Below are 23,964 nucleotides of genomic sequence, written 5' to 3' on the forward strand. Positions count from 1 at the left end.
CAATCGCGAGGCCATGATGACCGTGACACCGACCCTTTACAAGATCGTGACGGAGACCCTCTGGCAGCAAGCCAGACAAAGCGGTGTTTTTCATGGCGCCGGCATCGATCTCAAGGATGGCTTCATCCACTTCTCGACGGCCGACCAGGTGAAGCAGACCGCGGCCCTGTATTTTTCCGGCCAGCCCGGCCTGATGCTGGTCGCCGTCGACGGCAGCGGTTTCGGTGACAAGCTGATCTTCGAACCCTCCCGCGGCGGCGATTTCTTCCCGCATCTTTATGCCGATCTGCCGCTGGCCGCCGTGCTTTGGGAGGCGCCGCTGCCGCTCGATGACAACGGCGTTCATACATTCCCGGAGCTTACGCCATGATCGATCCCTTCAAGCGCGTCGCCCGCAGGGGTCTCTTCCTGTTCGATCCGGAAACGGCGCACGGCATGTCGATCGCCGCGCTGAAGTCGGGTCTCGTACCCGCCTGCCGGATCACTCCCGATCCGCGCCTTCGCCAGACCGTCGCCGGCCTCACCTTCGAAAACCCGCTCGGCATGGCGGCCGGTTACGACAAGAATGCCGAGGTGCCCGAAGCGCTGCTGAAGCTCGGCTTCGGTTTTACCGAGATCGGCACGGTGACGCCGAAGCCGCAATCCGGCAATCCGCGCCCGCGCATTTTCCGCCTGGTCGAGGATGAGGGCGTCATCAACCGCCTCGGTTTCAACAATGAAGGCCATGAGGCCGCCTTCGGGCGCCTCGTCGCGCTGAAGGGCAACGGCATCGTCGGCGTCAATATCGGCGCCAACAAGGACAGCGACGATCGCATCGCCGACTATGTCGCCGGCATCCGCCGCTTCCATTCCGTCGCGCGTTATTTCACCGCCAACATCTCTTCGCCGAACACGCCTGGCCTGCGCGACCTGCAGGCGCGCGAAAGCCTTGCAGCGCTGCTTTCGGCAGTGCTGGCGGCGCGTGACGAGATGGCGCAGAAATCCGGCCGCAAGATCCCGGTCTTTCTGAAGATCGCCCCTGACCTGACCGAGGAAGGCATGGATGATATCGCCGCGGAAGCGCTCTCACATGCGCTTGACGGGCTGATCGTCTCCAACACGACGCTGTCGCGCGACGGTCTCAAGGACCAGCGACAGGCGAAGGAGGCGGGCGGCCTTTCCGGCGTGCCGCTGTTTGAAAAATCGACGGCGGTGCTTGCCCGGATGCGCAAGCGCGTCGGCCCTGAACTGCCGATCATCGGCGTCGGCGGCGTCTCCTCAGCCGAAACCGCGCTGGAAAAGATCAGGGCCGGCGCCGATCTCGTCCAGCTCTATTCCTGCATGGTTTATGAAGGTCCTGGCCTGCCCGGCGATATCGTCCGCGGTCTTTCGGCGTTGATGGACCGCGAAAAGGCCGGCTCGATCCGCGCGCTGCGCGACAGCAGGCTGGATTACTGGGCGGCGCGGAAGGTCTGATCGGCCCGCGGCCTGACCAGCATGGCGAGGAAGAAGCCGCGGAACAGCAGGAAGGCGTTCATGCCAAGCCACAAACCGTGATTGCCGAAGAGCGGCACGAAGACGGCGAGCATGGCCAGGTAGCCGGCAAAGGACATCAGCATGCGGTTGCGCATGTCGACCGACCATGTCGCGCCGATGAAGACGCCGTCCATCAGGAAGGCGAGCGCCCCCGTCAATCCGGTAATGGCAGCCCAGGGCAGATAGGTCTCGGCCGCCTGCCGCACCTCCGGCGAAGTGGTCAGCACCGAGATCAGCCAAGGGCCGGCGAGGAAGAAGAAGGCGGAAACGAGCGCCGCCAATCCGAACGACCAGAAGGTCGTCAGCTTCAACCCGCGGTCGAAGGCCGGCCGATAGCCCGCGCCGATCGCCCGGCCTGTGATCTGCTCGGCGGCATTGGCAAGCCCGTCGAGATAGTAGCCGGACAGCAGGAAGAAATTCATCAGGACGGCATTGGCGGCCAGTGTCACCGCCCCGAAGCCGGTGCCGATCCGCGTCATGATCGTGAAGGCGCCGATCAGCACGAATGTGCGGATCAGAATATCTCGGTTGAGGGCGAAAAGCTCCGCCAGACGATGCCGGGAAAAGATCTCGGCCCACGCCGGCCGCTCCGCCTTGGCAAAGCCGCTGAGCAGGATGAAGAGTCCGGCGATAGCCCCGACCGTTTCGCCGGCCATGGTTGCCCAGGCGACCCCGGCCACGCCCCAGCCGAGCGACAGGCCGAGATAGATGGAAAGCAGGATATTGATGCCGTTGATCAGTGCCTGCAGCAGCAGGCCGACGGTGGCCTGTCCGCGCCCGAGCACGAAGCCGAGAATGGCGTAATTCGCCAGCGCTGCAGGCGCTGCCAGCATGCGGATCGAGAAATAGGTGCCGGTCGCCCCGGCAATCGCCCCTTCCGCGCCCATCAGCCGCAATCCCGCCGCCTCGAGCAGCGGCGAAAGACAGAGCAGCGCCAGCCCGCAGCCAAGTGCTGATATCAGCGCTCGCCAGAAGACAGCCTGCTGCTCGTGCCGATCGCGCCGGCCATAGGCCTGCGCCGTCAGGCCGGTCGTCGAGGCGCGCAGAAAGTTGAAACTGCCGAGGATCAGATCGAAGAGCATCGCGCCGATCGCCAGCCCCGCCAGTGCTTCCGCATCGCCCATATGGCCAACGACGGCGGTGCTCGTCAGCCCGAGCAGCGGCGTTGTCATGAAGCCGAGCGTCATCGGAACGGCGATCGACAGCACCAGCCGGTGCGTCACGTCGAAAGCGAGGATGTTGTTGCTGCGCGTATCCATGACCTGCCTCATATCGAGGCGGAATCGCCTCGGCTGGAAAGCACCATGGCCCAATAGGGCAGGTTTCTGGAAGACGTATTATGGGCGACTGCGACGCCGAGGCCGTCATAACGACCGAGCATGTTTTCCAGGTGATGCGGCGAATTGATCCAGGCCGTCACCACGGCGTCGACGCTTTGCTGGCCGGAAGCAATGTTCTCGGCCGCCGGCAACCGGACGCCGCTCGCCTTGACGCGGGCGCCGAAACTGTCGGTCATGCCCATCAGATGCGCCATCTTGCCGGCGCTCGCCATGCGCTTGGCCTGGAAAAGGGCGGCCGTCTGCGCCGCCGGATCGACCTCAAGCGGCGGCAGGCCGTTCTTCGCCCGCAACTGGTTGACGAGCGGCAGCACGCTCGTCGTCTCGTCCTCGCCGTTCGAGGGCGTGCCGGCAATTTTCGGCGTCGTGGTGCAGCCGGCGATGCCGGCGGCGAGTGCAAGTCCGGAAAGAGTGAGCAGGCTGCGCCTGGAAAGATCGATTGATGTCATGTTACCGGCGATAGCTGAAAAGGCGAAGGATGACGAAGAGCGGGATGACGATCGTCGCCCCGAGAAGCAGATAGTCGCCGACACGCCCGAGCGCTGCAAAGCCCCGGTGCCAGAGTTCCAGGATGAAGTCGCGGAATCCATAGATGATGTTCCACGGCGTCAGGCCGAACACGGTCATGACGAACCCGACGATCAGCGACACCACGACGAGTTTAATCAATGTGCGGCCGAGCGAATCGCCGAGGAACCTGTTCACTTGATCGGACATGCGCCATCTCCTGTTTGCCCCATGGAATAAGGTCGCGGCGCAACGCCCGCAAGCCCTTTCCGGAATTGGCCGCTTCGCCTCTGAAATAGGACTTGAGTTTTTTTGTGGCCGCCGCCAAATGCCAGCGAAACGATAGGTCCGTCATGCAATCCCACCAGCTTTCCTCAGGCGATGTCATCGCCGACCGCCGCGCCGATTATGCCAGGATGCTCGAAGAAGGCGGCGAGGCGGAGGCAGCGGCCGAGTTGATGGAACAGGCGCTCGAACTCGCGCCTGCCTGGGCCGCCGGCTGGTATCGGCTCGCCGCCTATCTGGAAAAGGCGGGCAGGGGGGAAGCCGCCATCGAGGCCTATCGCCGGACGCTCATCCTCGATCCCGAGGACATATTCGGCGCCACCCTCAAGCTTGCCCTTCTCGGCGACGCTGCGATCCCCGACCGGCCGCCGAGCCGCTATGTCGAGCGCCTGTTCGACGACTATGCCGATCGATTCGACACCGCCCTCGTCGACCGGCTCGATTACAGCGTTCCGCAAAAGCTTGCGGCCCTCGTCGCTTCCACCGACAGGCGTTACGAATACGCCGTCGATCTCGGCTGCGGCACCGGCCTGCTCGGTCCGGAGATCCGCGCTCTCGCCTGCCGCCTCGAAGGCTTCGACCTGTCGCAGAACATGCTGGTCAAGGCTGCGGAGAAACGGGTCTACGATTACCTCGCCCAGGCCGATCTGTCGCTCGCGCCCGATCGCTCCGGCCTGTTCGATGATGCCGGGCGCCGCCGCGCCGACCTCGTGACCGCAGCCGACGTGCTGATGTATCTCGGCAACCTCGAGAGCGTCTTTGCGATCGTCGGTGAACTCGCCGCTGCCGGTGCGGATTTTGCCTTTTCCGTCGAGGATGCCGGCGACGGCGACGGCTTCCATCTCGCCCCGTCGCTGCGTTATGCCCATTCGGAAGCCTATGTGAGGCAGCTGCTTTCCCGCCACGGCTTCGAAATCCTCAGGATCGTCAAGGCGGTCATCCGCAAAGATGGCGGAAAACCGGTTTCCGGCATTCTGTTCCTTACGCGCAAGGCTGCATGAGCGAACATTTCTTGCGATTTTTTAATAGGTCAGTATTTCTTACCTATTGCGCTTGATCGCAATGGCAAAAGGCTGATATTGCATTGATATCCGCCAACAGCGCGGCGATACAGGCCGGACCCGCCGGCTGATTTCACATGGGAAAAGCGTCACCGCCGTCAGGAGTTCCTCCGAGGCGTTGGCGAACTCGTCTGCCGTGGAGACTGAGATATGACACAGCGCATCAATGCCCTTGGCGTCTGGAATACCAGCGCGACGCGCCATACGCCGATCGAAGATGTGCAGGGTATCTTCTCCGGCAGCCTGATTGCCGCGCTCGGCCTCTATGTGCTCGCCAGTGCCGGCTTTCTCACCGGCAGCACCGCCGGTGTCGCCTTCCTGCTGCACTATGCCTTCGGCGTCAATTTCGGCCTCGCCTTCTTCCTGCTCAACCTGCCGTTCTTCTATCTCTCCTGGAAGCGCCTCGGCATGGTCTTCACCCTCAAGACCTTTATCGCCATCGGCCTGACCTCGGTGCTATCAGACGTGCAGTCACGCTTCTTTTCGATTTCGATTATCCACCCGGCATGGGCCGCACTCCTCGGCGGTCTGCTGCTCGGCTTCGGCCTGCTGGCGCTCTATCGCCACCGCGCCAGCCTCGGCGGCGTCGGCATTCTCGGCATCTATCTGCAGGAGCGCTTCGGCATCCGCGCCGGCCTCGTCCAGCTCGCCATCGACCTGTGCGTCCTCGCCGCAGCCTTCTTCGTCACCACGCCGTCCATCGTCTTCTATTCGGTCCTTGGCGCCATCGTCCTCAACCTCTTCGTCGCCATCAATCACCGCGCTGATCGTTATATTGCGCTGTAAGGGGGCTGCCTCATCCTCAAGAAAAGTCCCCTCCCCAACCCCTCCCCACAAGGGGGAGGGGCTTATATGCCGCTCTCGTTGCTTTCTATTTCACTCTTGCATCGGCAGAAGGCTGACGTTTGTCTCAGTTGGTGCAACACGTTAGCCCTCCCCCTTGTGGGGAGGGGTTGGGGAGGGGTCTTTTTCTTGGCACGCCACGACCAAACTCAAACCTTACAAATCGGTAACCCATTCTAAATAAATCGTAACTTGCCTCAGATCAGCCCCGGCGCGACACTCCTGTCGCGCCGGATTTGATGAGGTGAATCATGTCAGATTTGGAAAAACTCGTAAGACGCCGCATGCAGGAAGAATACGCCAAGGGCGCTTCCGCAGAGGAAATTACCAAGGTCGTCCGCGACATATTCAACAGCATCGACCTCTCGGACAATGGGTCTGAAGCCGTTGCCGCCCGGCCCGCTGCGGATCACGATTGACCTGATATCGACCGACCCGAGATCTTCGGGTCGGTTTCGTCAATATCGATTACGCGGCTTTCGTCACCTGATCGACGGGATGCTGAGAGCGGAAGCCGACCGCAAGTCGGTTCCAGATATTGATCGCACCAATCGCCACCGTGATCTCGGTCATCTCCTTCTCGGAGAAATGCGCCTTCAGCGCCTCGTAATCTGCGTCCGGCGCGCCTGTCTTGGCGATCGTAGTCACCGCGTCGACCCAGCCGAGCAGGGCCCTTTCGCGCGCGTCATAGACCGGCGATTCCCGCCAGACGCACATCAGGTTGATCCATTGTTCGCTGAGTCCGTCATGGCGGGCTTCCTTCACATGCATATCGACGCAGTAGGCGCAACCGTTGATCTGCGAGGCGCGCAGCTTGATCAAATGGATGAAGCGGCGCTCCAGCCCGGAAGACTGGACATATTGTTCGAGCGCGACGACGGCTTTGTAGGCATCCGGAGCGGCTTTGGCGAAATTGAAACGCGGTTGCATGTCTTTCTCCTGTGTTGTGGCTCAACGAGCCGTTTTGCGTTCATGGATTTCAAGGAAGGCGCAGCCTCGGGCTGCGATCGATCCGTCGTCGAGGGCGGCGAGTTCGATGCCAAGATCGGCAATGCTGGTCTCGGCGAGTTCGGCCCGGTAGACCCGCTCGGCCCGCAGCATCGCCGCGCTGATGTTGCAGGGCGTAGCGAAGAAGCGGTCGGAGACCGGGTTCGGTCCGCGCTGGCGGATTTCCGCGCAGCGAAAGGCCGGCGCCGGCCCTTCGACGGCGAGCAGAATATCGAGCAGCGAAATCTCCGCCGGCGCCTTCGCCAGCCGATAGCCGCCCTTCGGCCCGGGCACGGTGTCGAGGATGCCGGCGCCCGACAGCGCCTGCAGATGTTTGAGCAGGTAGCTCGTCGAAACGCCGTGGAATTCCGCCAGCGCGGCGGCCGACAGCACGCCGCCTTCGGAGAGGCCGGAGAGCATGGCGACGCTGTGAATGGCCTGCTCGACTCCATCGCTCATTTTCATCGACGCCGTCTCCTCAATTCATGGATAAAATATATCCACGATTATGTGTGCTGTCAACGGCGTCTCGCTGGGCACTTGTCTTTATCCCTGCGCCGGATAGAAAACGGCAAAACCGACAGGGGAACATCATGGCATCCAACGCCTTCGCAGGCCTTCTGAATTCCAGCGCCGATCGCCACTCGCTGTTCGACGATGCGCAGGGCATCGTCGCCGGCAGCATGCTCGCCGTGCTCGGCGTCACGCTGCTTTCCGGCGCGGGGCTGCTGGCCGGCGGCACCGCGGGGCTTGCGTTCCTCGTTCATTACGCCACGGGGATAAGTTTCGGTCTCTGCTTCTTTGCGGTAAACCTGCCCTTCTATTATATCGCCTTCCGCCGTCTGGGGCCTGCCTTCACTATCAAGACCTTCGTCGCGATCGGGCTGACCTCGGTCCTGTCCGAATTCGTGCCCGGCTTCATCGGCGTGACGCATGTCCATCCGGTTGCCGGAGCGCTCTTCGGCGGCCTCGTCATTGCGGCCGGCATGCTGGCGCTCTTCCGCCACCGGGCCAGCCTCGGCGGCATCGGCATCCTCGCCCTCTATATTCAGGATCGCTTCGGCTGGCGCGCCGGCCTCGTCCAGCTCGGCTTCGACGGGATCGTGCTGGCGCTTTCCTTCTTCGTCGCCAGCCCCTTCATCATCGCCTGTTCGGTGCTCGGCGCCGTCGTGCTCAACCTGACGCTCGCCATCAATCACCGCAAGGACCGCTATATCGCGATGTAAGCGCGCGGACGCTCTTCTTTTTCCCGACTATTTCACTACCTTCAGGGCGTGGACCAGATCGATTCCGAAGCCTTGCTGCCTGCCGCCTTTACCCGCTGGTTTGCGGAAAAGGGCTGGCGCCCGCGCGCCCATCAGCTGGAGCTGCTCGCCCGCGCCGGGGCCGGTCAAAACACGCTGCTGATCGCGCCGACCGGCGCCGGCAAGACGCTGGCCGGTTTCCTGCCCTCGCTCACCGATCTCACCCGCCGCGGCCGCATTCCGCCCGGCTCCGCCTTCACCGGCATCCATACGCTCTATGTCTCGCCACTGAAGGCGCTGGCGATCGATATCGAGCGCAACCTGATGAAGCCGGTCGGGGAGATGGGCCTGCCGGTCACGGTGGAAAACCGCACCGGCGATACGCCGAATGCCAAGCGCCAGCGCCAGAAGCTCAGCCCTCCGGATATTCTGCTGACGACGCCCGAACAGGTCGCGCTGCTGCTGGCGAACCGCGAGGCCGAGCGCTTCTTCAAGGACCTGAAATATGTCGTACTCGACGAGCTGCATTCGCTCGTCACCTCCAAGCGCGGCCATATGCTGTCGCTCGGCCTTGCCCGCCTGCGCCGCCTTGCCCCCGAGCTGAAGACGATCGGCCTGTCGGCGACCGTAGCCGAGCCGATGGACTTGCAGAAATGGCTGGTCGCCCAGGAGGAGGGGAGGGAACATCATGCCGGTCTCGTCGTCGTCGAAGGCGGCGCCAAACCCGATATTTCGATCTTGTCGACCGACGAGCGCATTCCCTGGGCCGGCCATTCCGCCAAATATGCCATTCCCGACGTCTATCGGCAGCTCCTCGAACACCAGACGACGCTGCTCTTCGTCAATACCCGCAGCCAGGCGGAGATGCTGTTCCAGGAACTCTGGACGATCAATGACGACAACCTGCCGATCGCGCTCCACCACGGCTCGCTCGATGTCGCGCAGCGCCGCAAGGTCGAGGCGGCGATGGCCGAAAACCGGCTGCGCGCCGTTGTTGCCACCTCGACGCTCGATCTCGGCATCGACTGGGGCGATGTCGATCTCGTCATCCATGTCGGCGCGCCGAAGGGCGCCTCGCGTCTTGCCCAGCGCATCGGTCGCGCCAATCACCGCATGGACGAGCCCTCGAAGGCGATCCTCGTGCCGGCCAACCGGTTCGAGGTGATGGAGTGCCAGGCCGCCCTCGACGCCAATTATATCGGCGCCCAGGACACGCCGCCCGTCGGCCGCGGCGCGCTCGATGTGCTCGCCCAGCACGTGCTCGGCATGGCCTGCGCCGAGCCTTTCGACATGCTGGAACTCTACGACGAAGTCACCAGCGCCTCACCCTATGCCGATCTCAGCTGGGAGACCTTCGAGCGCGTCGTCGATTTCGTCGCGACCGGCGGTTATGCGCTGAGGACTTACGAGCGCTACGCCCGCATCCGCAAAACCAAGGAGGGGCGCTGGCGCGTCTCCAATCCTGCTGTCGCCCAGCAATACCGCCTCAACCTCGGCACGATCGTCGAAAGCCCGATGCTGAATATCCGCATGGTCAAGCGCGGCGAGGGCGGCCGGATTGGCCGCGGCGGCGCGACGCTGGGCAAGGTCGAGGAATATTTCCTCGAGCAATTGTCGCCGGGCGACACCTTCATCTTTTCCGGCAAGGTGCTGCGTTTCGAAGGCATCCGCGAAAATGAATGCCTGGCTTCTCAGGCCTTTTCGCTCGATCCGAAGATCCCGGCTTATAATGGCGGCAAGTTTCCGCTGTCGACCTATCTCGCCGAGCAGGTGCGGGCGATGATCGCCGATCCCGACCGCTGGCGCCACCTGCCGGATCAGGTGCGCGACTGGCTGTCGCTGCAGACCGACAAGTCGATGCTGCCGAAGCGCGACGAGTTCCTGATCGAAACCTTCCCGCGCGGCAGCCGCGGCTACATGGTCGCCTATCCCTTCGAAGGCCGTCTCGCCCACCAGACGCTCGGCATGCTGCTTACCCGCCGGCTGGAGCGGGCCGGCGCCAAGCCGCTCGGCTTCGTCGCCACCGATTACTCGCTCGCCGTGTGGGGCCTCGAAGATATGGGGCTGATGATCGGCAACGGCAGGCTCAACCTCTCCGACCTCTTCGACGCAGATATGCTAGGCGACGATCTCGAAGCCTGGCTCGCCGAATCCTTCTTGCTGAAGCGCACCTTCCGCAACTGCGCCGTGATTGCAGGCTTAATCGAACGCCGCCATCCGGGCAAGGAAAAGAGCGGCCGCCAGATCACCGTCTCGGCCGATCTGATCTATGACGTGCTGCGCAGCCATGAGCCGGATCACATCCTGCTGCAGGCCACGCGCCAGGATGCGGCGACTGGGCTTTTGGATATCAGCCGTCTTGGCGATATGCTGATGCGAATCAGGGGCCACATCACCCATCGCCCGCTCGACCATATTTCCCCGCTCGCCGTGCCGGTGATGCTGGAGATCGGACGGGAGGCGGTGCCGGGCGAAGCCCATGATGCGCTGCTCGCCGAGGCGGCCGACGATCTGATCGCCGAAGCTTTGGCATGATGACGACTGGGAAGAACACGACTGTGATGAACCGCCTGGCGCTGGCGCGCAACATATCCGGATTGGCTGCGATCCCCGGCATTGAGACATCGGTGAAGGGTATTGCCGCCGTCTGCGATCCGCTCGGCGCCCTCTATCTGCCGGATGCCGGTCTGCTCGTCGTCTCCGACCTGCATTTGGAGAAAGGCGCGGCCTTCGCCCGCCGCGGCATGATGCTGCCGCCCTATGACACGCTGGCGACCCTGACCGTGCTTGCCGCCGTCATCTCCCGCTACGATCCGAAGCTCGTCGTTTCGCTCGGCGATAATTTTCACGATCGCGTCGGCTCCGCGCATCTGCCGGAAAATTTCCGCGCTTTGATCGTGGCGATGGCGCGCGGTCGCGAATGGATCTGGGTCAATGGCAATCACGATCCCGATGGCGTCGTCGATCTGCCCGGCGCTTCCGTCGACGAGGTGCGTTATGCCGGCCTGACCTTCCGCCACGAGCCGAGAAACGGCTTGCAGAGCGGCGAGATCGCTGGCCACCTTCATCCTTCGGCGACCGTGCGCCGCCGGGAACGATCCATCCGCCGTCCCTGTTTCGCCACCGACGGCGCCCGCCTCCTAATGCCGGCTTTCGGCGTCATGAGCGGCGGTCTCGACCTCGGCCATCAAGCGATGACAGGCCTTTTCGACAAGGAATCGCTGATCGCGCATCTGTTGGGACGCGATCGGATCTATTCGGTCCGGTACGGGAATTTGCGTGGGTAGCGTCTGTCCTCGATGGGGCGTGCCACACGGCACCCCGTGAACTCAATCACACCCCTGCAATTGCTGCTGATATGTTCCCGCCATTCGCGCGAACTTCTGCGCCGTCTGCTGCAATTGCCCGTTCGAGCGCCAGTCGCCGCGCTTGTATCCCGTCGGCCCGGAATAATAGGCAAGATAGAGGTTATAGGCATCGTTCAGCGGAATGCCGGTGTCCACGCTGTTCTGGTAATGATACCAGCCGATGAAATCGATGGCGTCGGTAAAATTCGTCCGCCGCGCCGCCCAGTTCCCCGTCTGCGACTGATAGTGATCCCATGTCCCGTCGAGCGCTTGCGAATAGCCGTAGGCCGTCGACGGCCGGGTCCAGGGAATGAAGCCGAAGAGCTTGGTGCGCGGCGGCCGCGCATAGGGCTGGAAGCCGGATTCGGTGTACATCGTCGCCATCAGGATCGGTACGGGCACGCCGTATTTCTTCTCCGTCCGCTCGGCCGCCCTCTGCCAGCTGGAGAAAAGCCCTTCGCGCTGATCGAAGACGGCGCAGATGTTCCTCGTCTGCTTCGGCGCCGTCGCGCAGCCGGCAAGCAGCGCGAGACCCACGGCGGTCAGAACGATACGAGTACGCATAACAGAACCTCTCGTTTCCGAGAGATTACTAACTCGTAAATGTTAAAAACCGGTTTTTAGTCGAATACGAGCTTTTCCGAAGGGCCATCATGAAAACCCCTCCCCACAAGGGGGAGGGGCTAACGCGCTGCGCCAACTGGGCAGACGTCAGCCTTTCCGCGGATGCAAGGGTGAAATGGAAAGCAGCGGCGGCGGCATATAAGCCCCTCCCCCTTGTGGGGAGGGGTTGGGGAGGGGTCTTCGCACCCAGGAACTAGACAGCCATGAGCCACAGCCCGCTACGACCTGACGGGCTCGTAGCGCAGGATCACTGCGCCGCTTTGCTTGGTCGCGGATTCAATGAGCTTCAACCGCACTTGGGCCTCATTTGCTTTGAAAAGCGGATTGCCGCCGCCGAGAATGACCGGCACCACGCAGACTCTGATCTCATCGATGAGGTTGGCCCTCAGCAGGCTGTCGGCCAGCGCGGCGCTGCCGAAGATGAAGATCGTCTTGCCGTCCTCCTGCTTCAGCCTGGTCAATTCGGGGATGGGATCGCTGACGATACGGGCATTGTTCCAGCCAGGGTTGGTCATCGTTCGAGAGACGGCGATCTTGGCGATGCCGTTCATATAGGATTTGATCTTGTCTTCGTCCTCGGCTGTCGGCCAGTAGGCGGCCATGCCCTCATAGGTCTTGCGGCCGAAGACCAGGAGATCGCCTTCCTCGCCGAACCGCTCTGCATAGCGCTTGAGCTCTGGCCCCCAGGCGAGATTGTGGAAGTCGATCTCCCACGGTTTCGTTCCCTCGAAATAGCCATCAAGCGTCATCAGGTTCCAGACGACAAGCTTCCGCATTTCATCCTCCTCGGGTAAAACTGCTTTCAACAAGCAACTGGTTTACGATAGTTCAACTGATTGCGATACGCAAGTGGTTCGAGGGGCGAGACGGGCTGCCGACAAGAAGTTCCGGCGCTTGACTCTTCTAGGTCAATCGTCCTAATTCCTAGGTCAATCGACCTACGAGTCGTGGCTTCGCGGACAAAAGGAAGAATGAAAATGGTTGCTGCGGCCACCCGACAGCAGATTGTCGAAGCAGCCGACAGGCTTTTCTACGAGAGGGGCTTCGAAGCGACATCCTTTGCCGACATTGCGGGAACAGTCGGACTCTCGCGAGGCAATTTTTATTATCACTTCAAGACGAAGGACGAGCTTCTCGATGCGGTGATCACCCATCGCCTCCTCGAAACCAGGTCAATGCTCGATGGGTGGGAAGCGAAAGCCGAGGCACCTGACGAGCGCATTCTCAGCTTCATCAATCTCCTCATCGTGAATCAGACGAAGATCATGGCGCACGGTTGCCCGGTCGGCACGCTTTGCGGCGAACTCGCCAAGCTCGATCATATTGCCAAGAGCCGTGCTGCCGAACTTTTCGATCTGTTTCGCCATTGGCTCTCACGTCAATTCAGTGCGTTTGGCCGCGAGGCTGAAGCCGATGCGCTTGCCATGCACATTCTGATGCGGAGCCAAGGGGTAGCGACGCTTGCGGCCGCCTATCGCGACGAAATCTTTGTTCGAAACGAGGTGGAAAACATGCGCGCGTGGCTGGCGGCGCAGCGTCCAGGAACACCCGTCTTTCCCGAAACCGATTCCCGACAGCATTCCTAAAGGAGCCCTTGGATGTTTTTCGTTACGCTGAAGTTTTCTGATGGCAAGGCCAAAGCGCCCGTTCTGATGGAGGCGCACAATGCCTGGCTCAAACGCGGCTTCGACGATGGGATTTTTCTTCTCGCCGGCGGCCTTCAGCCGAGCGCAGGTGGAGCGGTCGTCGCTCACAACACCTCGCGCGCCGAACTCGAAACCCGGATCCGGCAGGATCCTTTTGTAGCGGAAGGCGTCGTCAGCGCCGATATTCTGGAAATTGCCCCCGCCCGCGTCGATGAGCGGCTCGCCTTCCTGAAGACATAAGATACGGGCGCGATGATTTTGCCGTCGGCGCCTGATCATTCCTTGCGGAAGATCAGGCTGGCCCCCCAGCCGGTGACGACGGCGAGCGCCACGGCCGCAAAGCCGTAGAGGATTGGCTGATCATGGGCCGCATCGGTGATCGTCTGTTCGATGCCCGTCTTGATGACGCGCAGCGGCAGCGATTTATCGGTAATGAGATTGCCGCTCTTGAAGAGATAGGCGCGCACCGTGTGCACCCCGTTCGGAATATTTGCCGGCAGGCGCAGGCTCGCCTTGAAGAGGTTCGATGAAACGAACCGCACGCCGCTCGGGTTGCGGTCATAAAGCGCGCCGCCCTGCTGCAGCCGCAGGAAAGCCTGACGGAACTCGCCGAGATTGCTGCCGTCGCCGACGAAGCCGACCGGCGTCAGCGGAATGTGGTCGATGCCGATCCCCTGATCGGTCAGTTCGAGCGGCGTCGTCAGGTCGTCGATCATGCGCGAGCTCGACATCGAATAGGAATGCGGCACGGCCTCGAAAGTCATCGAGCGCCTGTTGACCCAGATGCCGAAGACGCGTTCCTTCTTGCGCACCGTTGCGTCCTCGCGCGGGCCTTCCAGCACCACCACCACGTCATACTGGCCAATGGCGAGCAGCAGCTGGTCGGTGTTCGAGAGCGCCCCGAAGATCGTCAGATCCGCGCCATGGAAATCCGAAGTGATGGCGATTTCGCTGGTCGACGTGCCGATCTCAAGGCCTTCGCGCACCGCTTCCGTTGCCTGCCCCGGCAGCCACTGCGCCCCGGCAACCGCCGGCAGCAGACACAGGAACAGGAGGATCGAGGCAATCAGGCGCATCAGTTGCCGGTCCCCATCACCACCGAATAGACGTCCGCCGGGGTGACCACCAGTGCGATCGCCAGACGCAGGCCGACAGCCAGCACCAGCAGGCCGAGCAGCGCGCGCAGCTGTTCGCCGCGCAGCTTCTGGCCGACGCGCACGCCGTATTGCGCCCCGACGACACCCGCCACCATCAGGATGAAAGCAAGCACGATGTCGACTGAGAAGTTCGTCGCCGCCTGCACGATCGTCGTATAGGCGGTCACGAAGATGATCTGATAGAGCGAGGTGCCGACCACGACATTGGTCGGGATGCGCAGGAGGTAGATCATTGCCGGCACCATGATGAAGCCGCCGCCGACACCCATGATCGAGGTCAGGATGCCGATCGCAAAGCCGAGCGCGATGATCGGAATGACGCTGAGGAAAATCTTCGATTTCTTGAAGCGCACCTTGAGCGGCAGCTTGTGCACCCAGTGCTGGTGGCCCGGCCTGCGCGGTACGGGCGGCTCATTGCGTGCCGCCCGCCGCATGGCATTGATGCTTTCGAGCAGCATCAGCCCGCCAACCGTGCCGAGGAAGACGACATACATCAGCGAGATGATCAGATCGAGCTGGCCGATGGCCCGCAGCAGCGAGAAGATCCAGATGCCGACGGTCGCCCCTGAAAGACCGCCGAACAGAAGCACCGTGCCGAGCTTGACGTCGAGCGTGCCGCGCCGGAAATGGGTGATCGCACCTGAAATCGACGACGCCACAACCTGGTTGGCACCGGTGGCGACGGCGACGACGGGCGGGATGTTGTAGAAGATCAATAGCGGGGTGATGAGAAAACCGCCGCCGACGCCGAACATTCCGGACAGGAATCCGACGGCCGCCCCCATGCCGAGAATGATGAAGATGTTCACCGACAATTCTGCGATTGGCAGATAGATTGTCACAACCGACCCCGAATGATGACCGCTCCTGCCGGGCGGTTCCTGTGTCCCCGTTCGAATGCACACCATACTGTGAAATCGTTGCCAGAGGCTTTCGATCGGCCCTGATGGATGGAGATCGATGGCAGGAGATTCGGCGATGCGCGGATCGATATGTCCGGCATAATCGGGCTTTTTTCAGGTTTTGTGACGACGGTTGCAAAAATTCGGAAAGCTTGCGGCAAAGCGCCGCGAAGCCGGTGAAGACCCTTGTGGGGAGGGGTCTTCAACGGCGGCTCGACCTCCGTCGACGCGCCTCAGATCGCCTTGGCGACTTGCTTGTTGCGTTCGAGCAGCGCCTTCACGGTCGCGTCGCTCACCTTGCCGTCCGGCTCCTGGCCGATCGACTTCTGGAAGTTCTTGATCGCGGTAACGGTCTTGGCGCCCATTTCGCCGTCCGGCACGCCGGCGTCGAAGCCGTTATTGTTGAGGATCGCCTGGATGTTGCGGATCGCTTTCTTCATGTCGACGGTTGCCGTCTTCATGCCCGTGCCGGCCCATTCGTCGGGGATGTCGATGCCGTTGGCGCGATGGTCGAGCGGTTCCGGCTTCCAGAGATCGGCCTTGGCGCGCGCCCGTTCGAGCTGGTCGGGCTTCATCGCCTTGGCTACCTCGTCGCGCTTCTGTGCTGCATCCTTGTCGCCGGCCTTGGCGGCGATCGCAAACCACTTATAGGATTCTTCGAGATCGGCCGGAACGCCGTTGCCCCTCGCGCAGAGGATCGCCAGGTTGAACTGGCTGTCGGTGATGCCGAGATTGGCGGCCTTGGTAAACCACGAGGCCGCCGTCGCATAATCCTGCTGGCCGAGTGCGCCGGAGGCGTACAGGACGGCGAGATTGTGCATGGCGCTGGCATTGCCCTGGTTCGCCGCCTGCTCGTAGAAGCCCTTCGCCTTGGCGATGTCGCGTTCGACGCCGTTGCCCTTCTCATACATGCTGCCGAGCCGATATTGTGCCGGCGCAAAACCCTTGTCGGCCGCAAGCTGGTACCAGCCGGCGGCCTGTTTCTGATCGACGGTCATGCCGTTGCGGCCGTCCGAATAGCGTGCGCCGATCTCGAACAGCGCCAGGGCGTCGCCGCTCTGCGCCGCATCGGCAAGTGATTTCGGCTGCACGCTCTCGGGAATGGTGATCGCTGCCTGCGGCCCGGGCGCCGCTGCGATCGGGCTGTTCGCAGTGAAGCTCGACGTTTCCTGCGTTGCGACGGACGAACCGGCGGGGGCAAAGGTTGCAGCCCCTTCGCCGTCGAGCGGCATCGCATCGGTCAGATGATCGCCGGCGGCAGGCGGGGTTGTTTCCGGCTGCGCCTGATCGGTGGCCGGCGCGCTCGTCGTTGCAGCGGCGTTCATATCGGCAGCGCCGGTGTCCGGCTGGGCGGGTGTCGCCTCAGGCGGGACCGGCTGCGGGTTGTCCATCGCCCCCGTCAGTACCGAGACCTCCGCCGGCGACTGCGGCGCCGGCTCGCCACTCGTCAGCGTCCGGGCCAGCGGAAAGGCCATGATGGCGAGCAGCACGGCGCCGACGGCGAGAAGGATCGGCCGGCGGTAGCGCGAAAAGGCGCTGGTCTTGCCTGTTTTACCGATCTTGCCGGCCTTGGCGGCATTCGCGGCCTTTTTCTCGGCCTTGGCCGCCTGCTTCGGATTGGCGTCGACTTCCATTGCGGCTGCCTGCGCCGCCCGGCGCGCAGCGGCGATGTAATCGGCCCGATCGGCCTCGACGGTAGGTTTGCCGCGTTGAGCACTCTGGCTGGCGCGCACCCGCTCGAGAATCTTCTTGACGTCGGGCGCGCCCGAACCCGGCTCGAGCAGTTCGTTCGCGGCATCCGTCTGCACTACGTCGGCGGGATCGATTGACGGGGCGGGGTCGATCATCGGTCGTTCGTTCGCCTGCGCCTCGGCTTTCTTGGCGGGCCGCAGCCGCTTGCCAAGGCTGGCGAGCAGGCTGGTTTTTACAGGCGCCGGTGTCGGGGTCTCCGGCGTCCTCGTTGCGGCTTCGATGGCGATTGCGCTCGTCGCGCTCATGGCCGCAGCCTGGACTGGGGCGGCAGGTTCCGCCGCGACCTCTGCCGTGCGGATGACCGGAGAGGCTTTCGTCGCCGGCGCTGCGTCCGGTGCCCGGGCGGCTTCGGCCACCATCAGCGCATAGGGGTCCACATCGAAATCGACGTCGGCCATCGGCATCTGGGCGACCGGCCGTCCGCGCTCTTCCATGCCGTCGAGCCGGTCAGCGATATGGACCAGCGTCTCGTGCAGCGCCTTGAAGGTCTTGTGCGTGCGCTCCTCGCTGTCGCGGCTGATATCCTCGAGATGGCGCAGATCCTCGGCCAGCGCCGCCAGCGCCGACATGTCGGCGGCGGGCACGCCGCCCTGAAGGCCGCCATTGCGCGAATAGGCCTCGACGACGGCTTCCGCCGCCTGCCGTGCCGCCTCGATGATATATTCGTCGCTCGTCGCCATATAGTCTTCGATCGCGCCCATGCGCCGGTCGAAGTCGGCCGGGATCGCGGCACTTTCGCGCGGCTCGCTCATCAGCGCCGAAAGGTTGGCGATCTGGTCTTCAAGGTTTTTCAGCGCCCGCGGATCGGTCGGCGCCGCCGCTGTTGTTTCTTCCAGCCGGGCGGCGATGTCGCTCAGCCGGCCTTCGAGACGCTGGAAGGCCCTGTCGTCGATCGCTGCGGCAGGGGCGGGCTGCTGATAAGCCATCTCGTCGATGCGCCGAGCGAGATAATCGAGCCGCTGCGCCAGCACGTCATTGACCGCGCCATTCTCCAGCGCATCGATCTTGCGGGAGATGTCGGAAAGCGGGCCGGTGAGGTCGGGTTGCGCGGCCGCCTTCTGGGTGCGCTCCAACAGATAGGAAAGATGTTCCAGGCGCTCGTCGAGCCGGGACGTCGCTTCCGCCTTGGTCAACTCCTCGACACGCTCCGTCAGGGCTTCCAGCCGCATCGCCAGCTCGTCGGCCGGATTTGCGCGGCTGGCCGCGTCATGGCTCATCATGTCGATCTGGTCGGCGAGCGACGAGAGCCGGCTTTCCAGCCGCTGCAACAACGTCGGATCGTTGCCGGCGGCCGCGCGTCCGCTGGCCGCGATCGCCCGGCTGATCTCGTCGAGCCGCGTGTCCATGGCGGCGAACTGCTCGGACATGATCCGGTCATGCGGCTGGATCATGTTGCCGAATTGCTCCATCGCCGTGGCGATGGCGATCAGCTTGTCTTCCAGTGCCCGCACCGCCGGGCTTTCGTCCATGCCGCCGAGATGGCGCTTGATGTCGTCGAGCCGGTAAGCGAGCGAAACGAGTTCTTCCTGCAGCCCCTCGGTATCGAGTGCCGCAAGCCGGCTCTCGACGCCGTCCCAGCGATTTTCCATATGGCGCAGCGATTCCTCCCGCGCCAGCCCGTCCATCAGCGAGCGCAGTTCCTCGAAATCCTCACGCAGGCCGGCAGCCTCCGGCGCGCTCGAGCGGCCGGTCAACTGACTGATGCTCTGAGCTAGACGGTTCATGTCGGCGCGGATGTCGTCGGCGAAGCGGCTGTCTCCGGCAGTCGCCTTGATCTCGCGCAGTTCGGCGCGCAGCGCGCTCATCTCGCGAGTCACGCCCTCGGAAATGTCGCGCTTCAGGTCCTGCCTGAGGTTGACGAGCGCCTGGGCGATCTCGGTCATCGTGTCGTCGCCGGCGCGCAAGGCAGGGGCGGAGAGTGGCGCGGTGGCGCGCGGTGCGGGGTCGCGCAGCTGGGTGGCCTGCTCGCGCCCATAGGAGCGTTCGCGGCCCGCTTCCAAAGCGCGCTGGCGCTGGCGAATTTCTGCCAGCGGATCCGGCCGCGGCTCGAGCGGCGCTCGTGTGGGGCGGGGTGCATTGGAGCCCGCATAAGGATCGCGCTCGGCCGTTGGCGTGCGCGTCCGCTGATCGCGTCCGCTGCCCATCAGCCCTTCGATGCGCGCCTCCAGCCCTTCGATCGTGCGGTTCAGCGCATCGAGCGAGGTCCTGTCGGACTGTCGGGAAGGATTTGATCGCGATCCGTTCATCTTCTTGCTCGCTTCGACTGCTCGACCTCTCGTCAGAGCTCGATCCGTGGTTTTTCCGTCTGTGGCCCGCGCCTGTCGCGGGACCGGCGCGCCCTCGTCCATGAGAAGATAGTCAATTAGACTTTCCTCACGCTGGACGATGTAGCGGCATCCTTGGAAAACGCGGGACGGGGAAAAGGAATGCGGATCACTACGGCTCAATCCGCACCTTTCACGAAACGTGGTAAACAAGCCGTTAAGATCGATGGGAATTTTTTAACGTTTGCGGTCGAAAGGCCGTTTTAGGCGGCAATTGCTGTGAAATTCGCCGGATCGGATAGCCATCGTCCGACTGGAATTTCAGCGCGGCGCGTCGATCGAATAGGCGCTGATGCGCGACAGATGAATGAAGGGAAGACCGGTCTCCCCGGCCCATTCATTGAAGGCCTGTTGGATCAGCTGCTGATCCTTCTTGGTCGTACCGGAGGAGGAGAGCGGCACGCCGGCCGATCTCAGGCAGGCGAGCACGTCGAGCGTGGCGACGAAGCTGTCGCGGCCGATGCCGCGCAGGAAATACTGGCCGGTCATGCCGCCGAGCCGGCTGCCGCGTTTGTTCAACAGCTCGAGAAGGCCGATCTGGTCCTCCCGCGGCCAGTCGGCGAAGAAGGCGCCGGCGCTGCCATGTTCCCTCACCAGCTCTCTGACGAAGGCGGCATTGGCGCGAACCGACATGATCTTCGCGCCGTTGCGGATGATCCGCTCGTCCGATGTCAGCTCATGCCAGTAATCGTCGGGCGCGATATTCAGCGCCGCCGGATCGAAGCCGGAAAACGCCGCCTCGAAGCCCGGCCATTTCGCATCGATCACCTTCTGCACGAAGCCGCTATAGAAAATGCGGCGGGTCATGTCGGCCAGGATGCGGTGGTCGGGCATGCTGCGCAGCCGGTCGTGATCCGGCCGGTGTTTCTCCAGCAATGCCTGCAGCGCTGCCGCACCGCCTTTTCGCTGCTCCGCACGCTGCCTGATCGCCTCGAAACTGATCATCCCGCCGATCCCCTCTGGCATTCCCGAATTGCGGATTGAACGACGGTTCCGCTTATAGGCCATTCCAGCATGGACAAGGAAGGGGAGATGACGTCTCCTCAGCCGTGGAATTTTTTCATGAAAAGAAGGCAAAGGTGCAGAATTTGACGTTTACGCAAACGTCAATATTTTGTAAGACGATGACCAGGGCCGGCGCGATCCGGTTATTTGAATGGGAGGAATTTGAGAGATGCCAGTCTACAAGGCCCCGGTGAACGATACGCTTTTCGTTCTGAACGACGTGCTGGGCCTCGAACGCTACAACAATCTTCCCGGTTTTGCCGAAGCGACGCCCGATATGATCGAGGCCATCCTCGGCGAGGCGGCCAAGGTGGCTGAAGAAGTTCTTTTTCCGGTCAATTATTCCGGCGACCAGGAAGGCTGCAGACGGCAGGATGACGCCAGTGTCTCGACGCCGAAGGGCTTCAGGGAAGCCTATAACGCCTATCGTGAAGGCGGCTGGATCGGCCTTGCGGTGCCGGAAGAATTCGGCGGGCAGGGGCTTCCCTATACGCTGCATGCCGCCGTCGGCGAATATACTTCCGCCGCCAACATGTCGCTGATGATGTATCCCGGCCTGACCCAGGGCGCAATCGCCGCGATCCTCGTCCATGGCACGCAGGAACAGAAGGAAACCTATCTGCCGAAGATGGTCGACGGTTCCTGGTCCGGCACAATGAACCTGACCGAGCCGCATTGCGGCACCGATCTCGGCATGTTGCGCACCCGTGCGGTGCCGCAGGCGGACGGCAGCTATAAAATATCCGGCCAGAAGATCTTCATCTCTGCCGGCGAGCATGATCTGACCGACAACATTGTTCATCTGGTTCTGGCCCGCATCGAGGGCGCGCCAGAGGGCACCAAGGGCATCTCGCTCTTCATCGTGCCGAAATACCTGATCGGCAAGGACGGCGCCCTTGGCGAGCGCAACGCCGTCACCTGCGGCGCGATCGAGCACAAGATGGGCATTCACGGCAACGCCACCTGCGTCATGAACTATGACGAGGCGACCGGCTTCCTGATCGGCGCCGAAAACCGCGGACTCAACGCCATGTTCGTGATGATGAACGAGGCCCGCCTGATGGTCGGCCTGCAGGGCATCGCCATTTCCGAAATCGCCTATCAGAATGCCGCCAACTATGCCCGCGACCGCATCCAGGGCCGCTCGCTTTCCGGCGTCAAGGCCCCGGATAAGAAGGCCGATCCGATCATCGTCCATCCCGATATCCGCCGGTCGCTGATGACCATCCGCGCCTTTAACGAGGCCGGCCGCGCCTTCCTGCTCTGGACCGCGCTGAAATCCGATATCGCTCACCGCGCCACCGACGAGAAGGAGCGCCAGACCGCCGACGACATTCTCGGCCTCGTCACCCCGATCCTCAAGGGCGTGATGACCGACCGCGGCTTCGATCACGCCGTCATGGCCCAGCAGGTGTTCGGCGGCCACGGCTATATCGAAGAACACGGCATGAGCCAGTATGTGCGCGATGCCCGCATCGCCATGATCTATGAAGGCGCCAACGGCATCCAGGCGCTCGATCTCGTCGGCCGCAAGCTCGCCCTGAACGGCGGCCGCGCCGCCATGGCGCTCTTCAAGGAAATCGGCGGTTTCTGCGAGGAGAACCGCAGCGACGAAAAGCTCTCCTTCTTCACCAAGCATCTGAAGAAGGGCTTGAACGACGTACAGGGTGCGACCATGTGGTTCATGCAGAACGCCATGGCCAAGCCCGACAATGCCGGCGCCGGCTCGACCGACTACATGCACCTCTTCGGCCTCGTTGTTCTCGGCTATATGTGGGCGAAGATGGCAAAGGCCGCCGAGGACGGACTTGCGTCAGGCGACGGGACCCGCGAGGCCTTCCTGAAGAACAAGCTGGTCACCGCCCGCTTCTTCATGGAGCGCATCATGCCGGAAACCGCGCTGCGCAAGGCCCGCATCGAAGCCGGCGCCGACACGATGATGGAGCTGGCAGCGGAAGCGTTTTAATAGAGGTTCCCCCTTCTTCCCAGCGGGGAGAAGATGTCCGAAGGACAGATGAGGGGGTGAGCGACGAAGGAGCGAACGGCCGCGCGCAAGCAAGGCCGAGTTTGCCGCGAGCGCCCCCTCATCTTCGGCCACTTTCTGCCCGAAGGGAGAAGGGGAGTTGAAATTCACCGGCGCCGCCGCGCCGTCAGGGAGACGAGACAATGACTGAGGTTTTCATTTACGATCACGTCCGCACGCCGCGCGGCCGCGGCAAGAAGGACGGGGCCCTGCATGAAGTGCCGTCCGTCCGCCTTGCGGCCAAGAGCCTGGAAGCGATCCGCGACCGCAACGGGCTCGACACCACCACCGTCGACGACATCATCATGGGCTGCGTCGATCCGGTCATGGATGCCGGCGCCGTCATCCCCAAGGCTGCCGCTTTCGAAGCCGGCTACTCCACCCGCGCGCCCGGAATGCAGATCTCCCGCTTCTGCGCCTCCGGCCTCGATGCCGTCAATTTCGGCGCCGGCAAGATCGCCCAAGGCGCCGACGACATCGTCATCGCCGGCGGCGTCGAAAGCATGTCGCGCGTCGGCCTCGGCATGTCGGGCGGCGCCTGGTTCATGGACCCTTCGGTGAATTTCCCGGCTTATTTCATGCCGCAAGGCGTATCGGCCGATCTCATCGCCACCAAATACGGTTTCAGCAGGACCGATGTCGACGCCTACGCGGTCGAGAGCCAGCGGCGCGCCGCCCATGCCTGGGAGCAGGGCTGGTTCGACAAGTCGGTCGTTCCGGTCAAGGATCAGAACGGCCTGACGATCCTCAATAAGGACGAGCACATGCGTCCCGGCACCGATATGCAGGCGCTCGCCTCCCTCAACCCGTCCTTCCAGATGCCCGGCGAGATGGGCGGCTTCGAGGCCGTCGGCATCCAAGCTCATCCCGAGATCGAACGGATCAACTATGTCCACCACGCCGGCAATTCCTCCGGCATCGTCGATGGTGCCGGCGCCGTGCTGCTCGGCTCCAAAGCCGGCGGTGAAAGCATGGGGTTGAAGCCGCGCGCCCGCATCAAGGCTTTCGCCAATATCGGCTCCGATCCGGCTTTGATGCTGACCGGGCCGGTCGACGTCACCGAGAAGCTGTTGAAACGGACCGGCATGCGCCTGTCGGATATCGACCTCTTCGAGCTGAACGAAGCCTTCGCCGCCGTCGTGCTGCGCTACATGCAGGCCTTCGACATCGACCACGACAGGATCAACGTTAATGGCGGCGCCATCGCCATGGGCCATCCGCTCGGCGCCACCGGCGCCATGATCCTCGGCACCGTGCTCGACGAGCTGGAACGTCGTGACCTCAACACCGCGCTGGTAACGCTCTGCATCGGCGCCGGCATGGGCACGGCAACCGTTATCGAACGCGTTTGATGGATCGGAACCCTCTCCATAAGGGAGGGCTTCACCGCAAGAGACTTCAGGGA

At 62.9% G+C, this 23,964-nt stretch carries 23 protein-coding genes; 12 read left to right on the top strand and 11 right to left on the bottom strand.

Annotated elements, in window-relative coordinates:
* Window positions 1-16: 16 nt before the first annotated feature.
* Together AMK02_RS02825 and AMK02_RS02830 are read left to right on the top strand one after the other, a co-directional pair.
* On the top strand, window positions 17-370 hold the full coding sequence (locus tag AMK02_RS02825) for a DUF952 domain-containing protein (protein ID WP_064805882.1): 354 nt from the start codon (window positions 17-19) through the stop codon (window positions 368-370).
* On the top strand, window positions 367-1,455 hold the full coding sequence (locus AMK02_RS02830; RefSeq protein ID WP_064800577.1) for a quinone-dependent dihydroorotate dehydrogenase: 1,089 nt from the start codon (window positions 367-369) through the stop codon (window positions 1,453-1,455). The genes AMK02_RS02825 and AMK02_RS02830 overlap by 4 nt, the downstream gene beginning before the upstream one ends.
* Here the strand turns inward: AMK02_RS02830 and AMK02_RS02835 are convergent.
* The 3 genes from AMK02_RS02835 to AMK02_RS02845 are packed head-to-tail and all read right to left on the bottom strand — an operon-like array spanning window position 1,431 to window position 3,569.
* Complete coding sequence (locus AMK02_RS02835; RefSeq protein WP_064805881.1) at window positions 1,431-2,774, bottom strand: MATE family efflux transporter; 1,344 nt, start codon at window positions 2,772-2,774, stop codon at window positions 1,431-1,433. The genes AMK02_RS02830 and AMK02_RS02835 overlap by 25 nt on opposite strands.
* An 8-nt stretch (window positions 2,775-2,782) precedes the next feature.
* Window positions 2,783-3,301 carry a CAP domain-containing protein gene (locus AMK02_RS02840; protein ID WP_064800578.1) on the bottom strand — a complete coding sequence of 173 codons (519 nt, stop codon included), beginning with the start codon at window positions 3,299-3,301 and terminating at the stop codon, window positions 2,783-2,785.
* 1 nt (window position 3,302) lies between these two features.
* The gene (locus AMK02_RS02845; RefSeq protein WP_064800579.1) at window positions 3,303-3,569 is read right to left on the bottom strand and encodes a DUF6460 domain-containing protein; all 267 of its coding nucleotides are present in this window, start codon (window positions 3,567-3,569) and stop codon (window positions 3,303-3,305) included.
* A 143-nt stretch (window positions 3,570-3,712) separates the two neighbouring features.
* Here AMK02_RS02845 and AMK02_RS02850 point away from each other — a divergent pair, with 143 nt between their 5' ends.
* The 3 genes from AMK02_RS02850 to AMK02_RS31605 all read left to right on the top strand — a co-directional run bounded on the left by AMK02_RS02850 (window position 3,713) and on the right by AMK02_RS31605 (window position 5,967).
* Complete coding sequence (locus tag AMK02_RS02850; protein ID WP_064805884.1) at window positions 3,713-4,645, top strand: class I SAM-dependent DNA methyltransferase; 933 nt, start codon at window positions 3,713-3,715, stop codon at window positions 4,643-4,645.
* A gap of 210 nt (window positions 4,646-4,855) precedes the next feature.
* Entirely contained in the window at window positions 4,856-5,491 is a 636-nt protein-coding gene (locus AMK02_RS02855; RefSeq protein WP_064800580.1) for a YitT family protein, read from the top strand.
* A gap of 308 nt (window positions 5,492-5,799) precedes the next feature.
* Entirely contained in the window at window positions 5,800-5,967 is a 168-nt protein-coding gene (locus AMK02_RS31605) for a hypothetical protein (protein ID WP_164517741.1), read from the top strand.
* Between the two features lie 49 nt (window positions 5,968-6,016).
* Here the strand turns inward: AMK02_RS31605 and AMK02_RS02860 are convergent, their stop codons facing one another.
* Together AMK02_RS02860 and AMK02_RS02865 are read right to left on the bottom strand one after the other, a co-directional pair.
* Window positions 6,017-6,478 carry a carboxymuconolactone decarboxylase family protein gene (locus AMK02_RS02860; RefSeq protein WP_064800581.1) on the bottom strand — a complete coding sequence of 154 codons (462 nt, stop codon included), beginning with the start codon at window positions 6,476-6,478 and terminating at the stop codon, window positions 6,017-6,019.
* Window positions 6,479-6,499: 21 nt separating this feature from the next.
* Complete coding sequence (locus AMK02_RS02865; protein ID WP_064800582.1) at window positions 6,500-7,000, bottom strand: RrF2 family transcriptional regulator; 501 nt, start codon at window positions 6,998-7,000, stop codon at window positions 6,500-6,502.
* A gap of 128 nt (window positions 7,001-7,128) precedes the next feature.
* Here AMK02_RS02865 and AMK02_RS02870 point away from each other — a divergent pair, with 128 nt between their 5' ends.
* The 3 genes from AMK02_RS02870 to pdeM are packed head-to-tail and all read left to right on the top strand — an operon-like array spanning window position 7,129 to window position 11,066.
* Window positions 7,129-7,761 (top strand): YitT family protein, encoded by a 633-nt coding sequence (locus AMK02_RS02870; RefSeq protein WP_064800583.1) that lies wholly within the window; start codon window positions 7,129-7,131, stop codon window positions 7,759-7,761.
* A 48-nt stretch (window positions 7,762-7,809) separates the two neighbouring features.
* Window positions 7,810-10,314 carry a ligase-associated DNA damage response DEXH box helicase gene (locus AMK02_RS02875; protein ID WP_064800584.1) on the top strand — a complete coding sequence of 835 codons (2,505 nt, stop codon included), beginning with the start codon at window positions 7,810-7,812 and terminating at the stop codon, window positions 10,312-10,314.
* 26 nt (window positions 10,315-10,340) lie between these two features.
* The gene (pdeM, locus tag AMK02_RS02880) at window positions 10,341-11,066 is read left to right on the top strand and encodes a ligase-associated DNA damage response endonuclease PdeM (protein ID WP_064800585.1); all 726 of its coding nucleotides are present in this window, start codon (window positions 10,341-10,343) and stop codon (window positions 11,064-11,066) included.
* 42 nt (window positions 11,067-11,108) lie between these two features.
* Here the strand turns inward: pdeM and AMK02_RS02885 are convergent, their stop codons facing one another.
* Together AMK02_RS02885 and AMK02_RS02890 are read right to left on the bottom strand one after the other, a co-directional pair.
* On the bottom strand, window positions 11,109-11,690 hold the full coding sequence (locus AMK02_RS02885) for a transglycosylase SLT domain-containing protein (RefSeq protein WP_064800586.1): 582 nt from the start codon (window positions 11,688-11,690) through the stop codon (window positions 11,109-11,111).
* A 278-nt stretch (window positions 11,691-11,968) separates the two neighbouring features.
* Window positions 11,969-12,526 carry a dihydrofolate reductase family protein gene (locus AMK02_RS02890; protein WP_064800587.1) on the bottom strand — a complete coding sequence of 186 codons (558 nt, stop codon included), beginning with the start codon at window positions 12,524-12,526 and terminating at the stop codon, window positions 11,969-11,971.
* Window positions 12,527-12,727: 201 nt separating this feature from the next.
* On the opposite strand from AMK02_RS02890, the gene AMK02_RS02895 reads away from it, so the two are divergent.
* Complete coding sequence (locus tag AMK02_RS02895) at window positions 12,728-13,336, top strand: TetR/AcrR family transcriptional regulator (RefSeq protein WP_064800588.1); 609 nt, start codon at window positions 12,728-12,730, stop codon at window positions 13,334-13,336.
* Between the two features lie 12 nt (window positions 13,337-13,348).
* On the top strand, window positions 13,349-13,636 hold the full coding sequence (locus tag AMK02_RS02900) for a YciI family protein (protein ID WP_064800589.1): 288 nt from the start codon (window positions 13,349-13,351) through the stop codon (window positions 13,634-13,636).
* A 35-nt stretch (window positions 13,637-13,671) separates the two neighbouring features.
* On the opposite strand, the gene AMK02_RS02905 is transcribed toward AMK02_RS02900, so the two are convergent.
* From AMK02_RS02905 to AMK02_RS02920, 4 genes are all read right to left on the bottom strand, one after another.
* Entirely contained in the window at window positions 13,672-14,472 is an 801-nt protein-coding gene (locus AMK02_RS02905; protein ID WP_064800590.1) for a TIGR02186 family protein, read from the bottom strand.
* Complete coding sequence (locus AMK02_RS02910; RefSeq protein ID WP_064800591.1) at window positions 14,472-15,395, bottom strand: sulfite exporter TauE/SafE family protein; 924 nt, start codon at window positions 15,393-15,395, stop codon at window positions 14,472-14,474. Before AMK02_RS02910 ends, AMK02_RS02905 begins: the two co-directional genes overlap by 1 nt.
* A 293-nt stretch (window positions 15,396-15,688) precedes the next feature.
* Window positions 15,689-19,453 carry a peptidoglycan-binding protein gene (locus AMK02_RS02915; protein WP_064805886.1) on the bottom strand — a complete coding sequence of 1,255 codons (3,765 nt, stop codon included), beginning with the start codon at window positions 19,451-19,453 and terminating at the stop codon, window positions 15,689-15,691.
* Between the two features lie 339 nt (window positions 19,454-19,792).
* Entirely contained in the window at window positions 19,793-20,476 is a 684-nt protein-coding gene (locus AMK02_RS02920) for a DNA-3-methyladenine glycosylase I (protein WP_064805888.1), read from the bottom strand.
* Between the two features lie 229 nt (window positions 20,477-20,705).
* On the opposite strand from AMK02_RS02920, the gene AMK02_RS02925 reads away from it, so the two are divergent.
* On the top strand, window positions 20,706-22,502 hold the full coding sequence (locus AMK02_RS02925) for an acyl-CoA dehydrogenase C-terminal domain-containing protein (protein WP_064800592.1): 1,797 nt from the start codon (window positions 20,706-20,708) through the stop codon (window positions 22,500-22,502).
* Between the two features lie 200 nt (window positions 22,503-22,702).
* Window positions 22,703-23,911: an acetyl-CoA C-acetyltransferase gene (locus AMK02_RS02930; protein WP_064800593.1), complete on the top strand. Its 1,209-nt coding sequence runs from the start codon at window positions 22,703-22,705 to the stop codon at window positions 23,909-23,911.
* Window positions 23,912-23,964: the final 53 nt, after the last annotated feature.

The organism is Rhizobium sp. N731, from assembly GCF_001664145.1.
GTDB lineage: Bacteria > Pseudomonadota > Alphaproteobacteria > Rhizobiales > Rhizobiaceae > Rhizobium > Rhizobium esperanzae.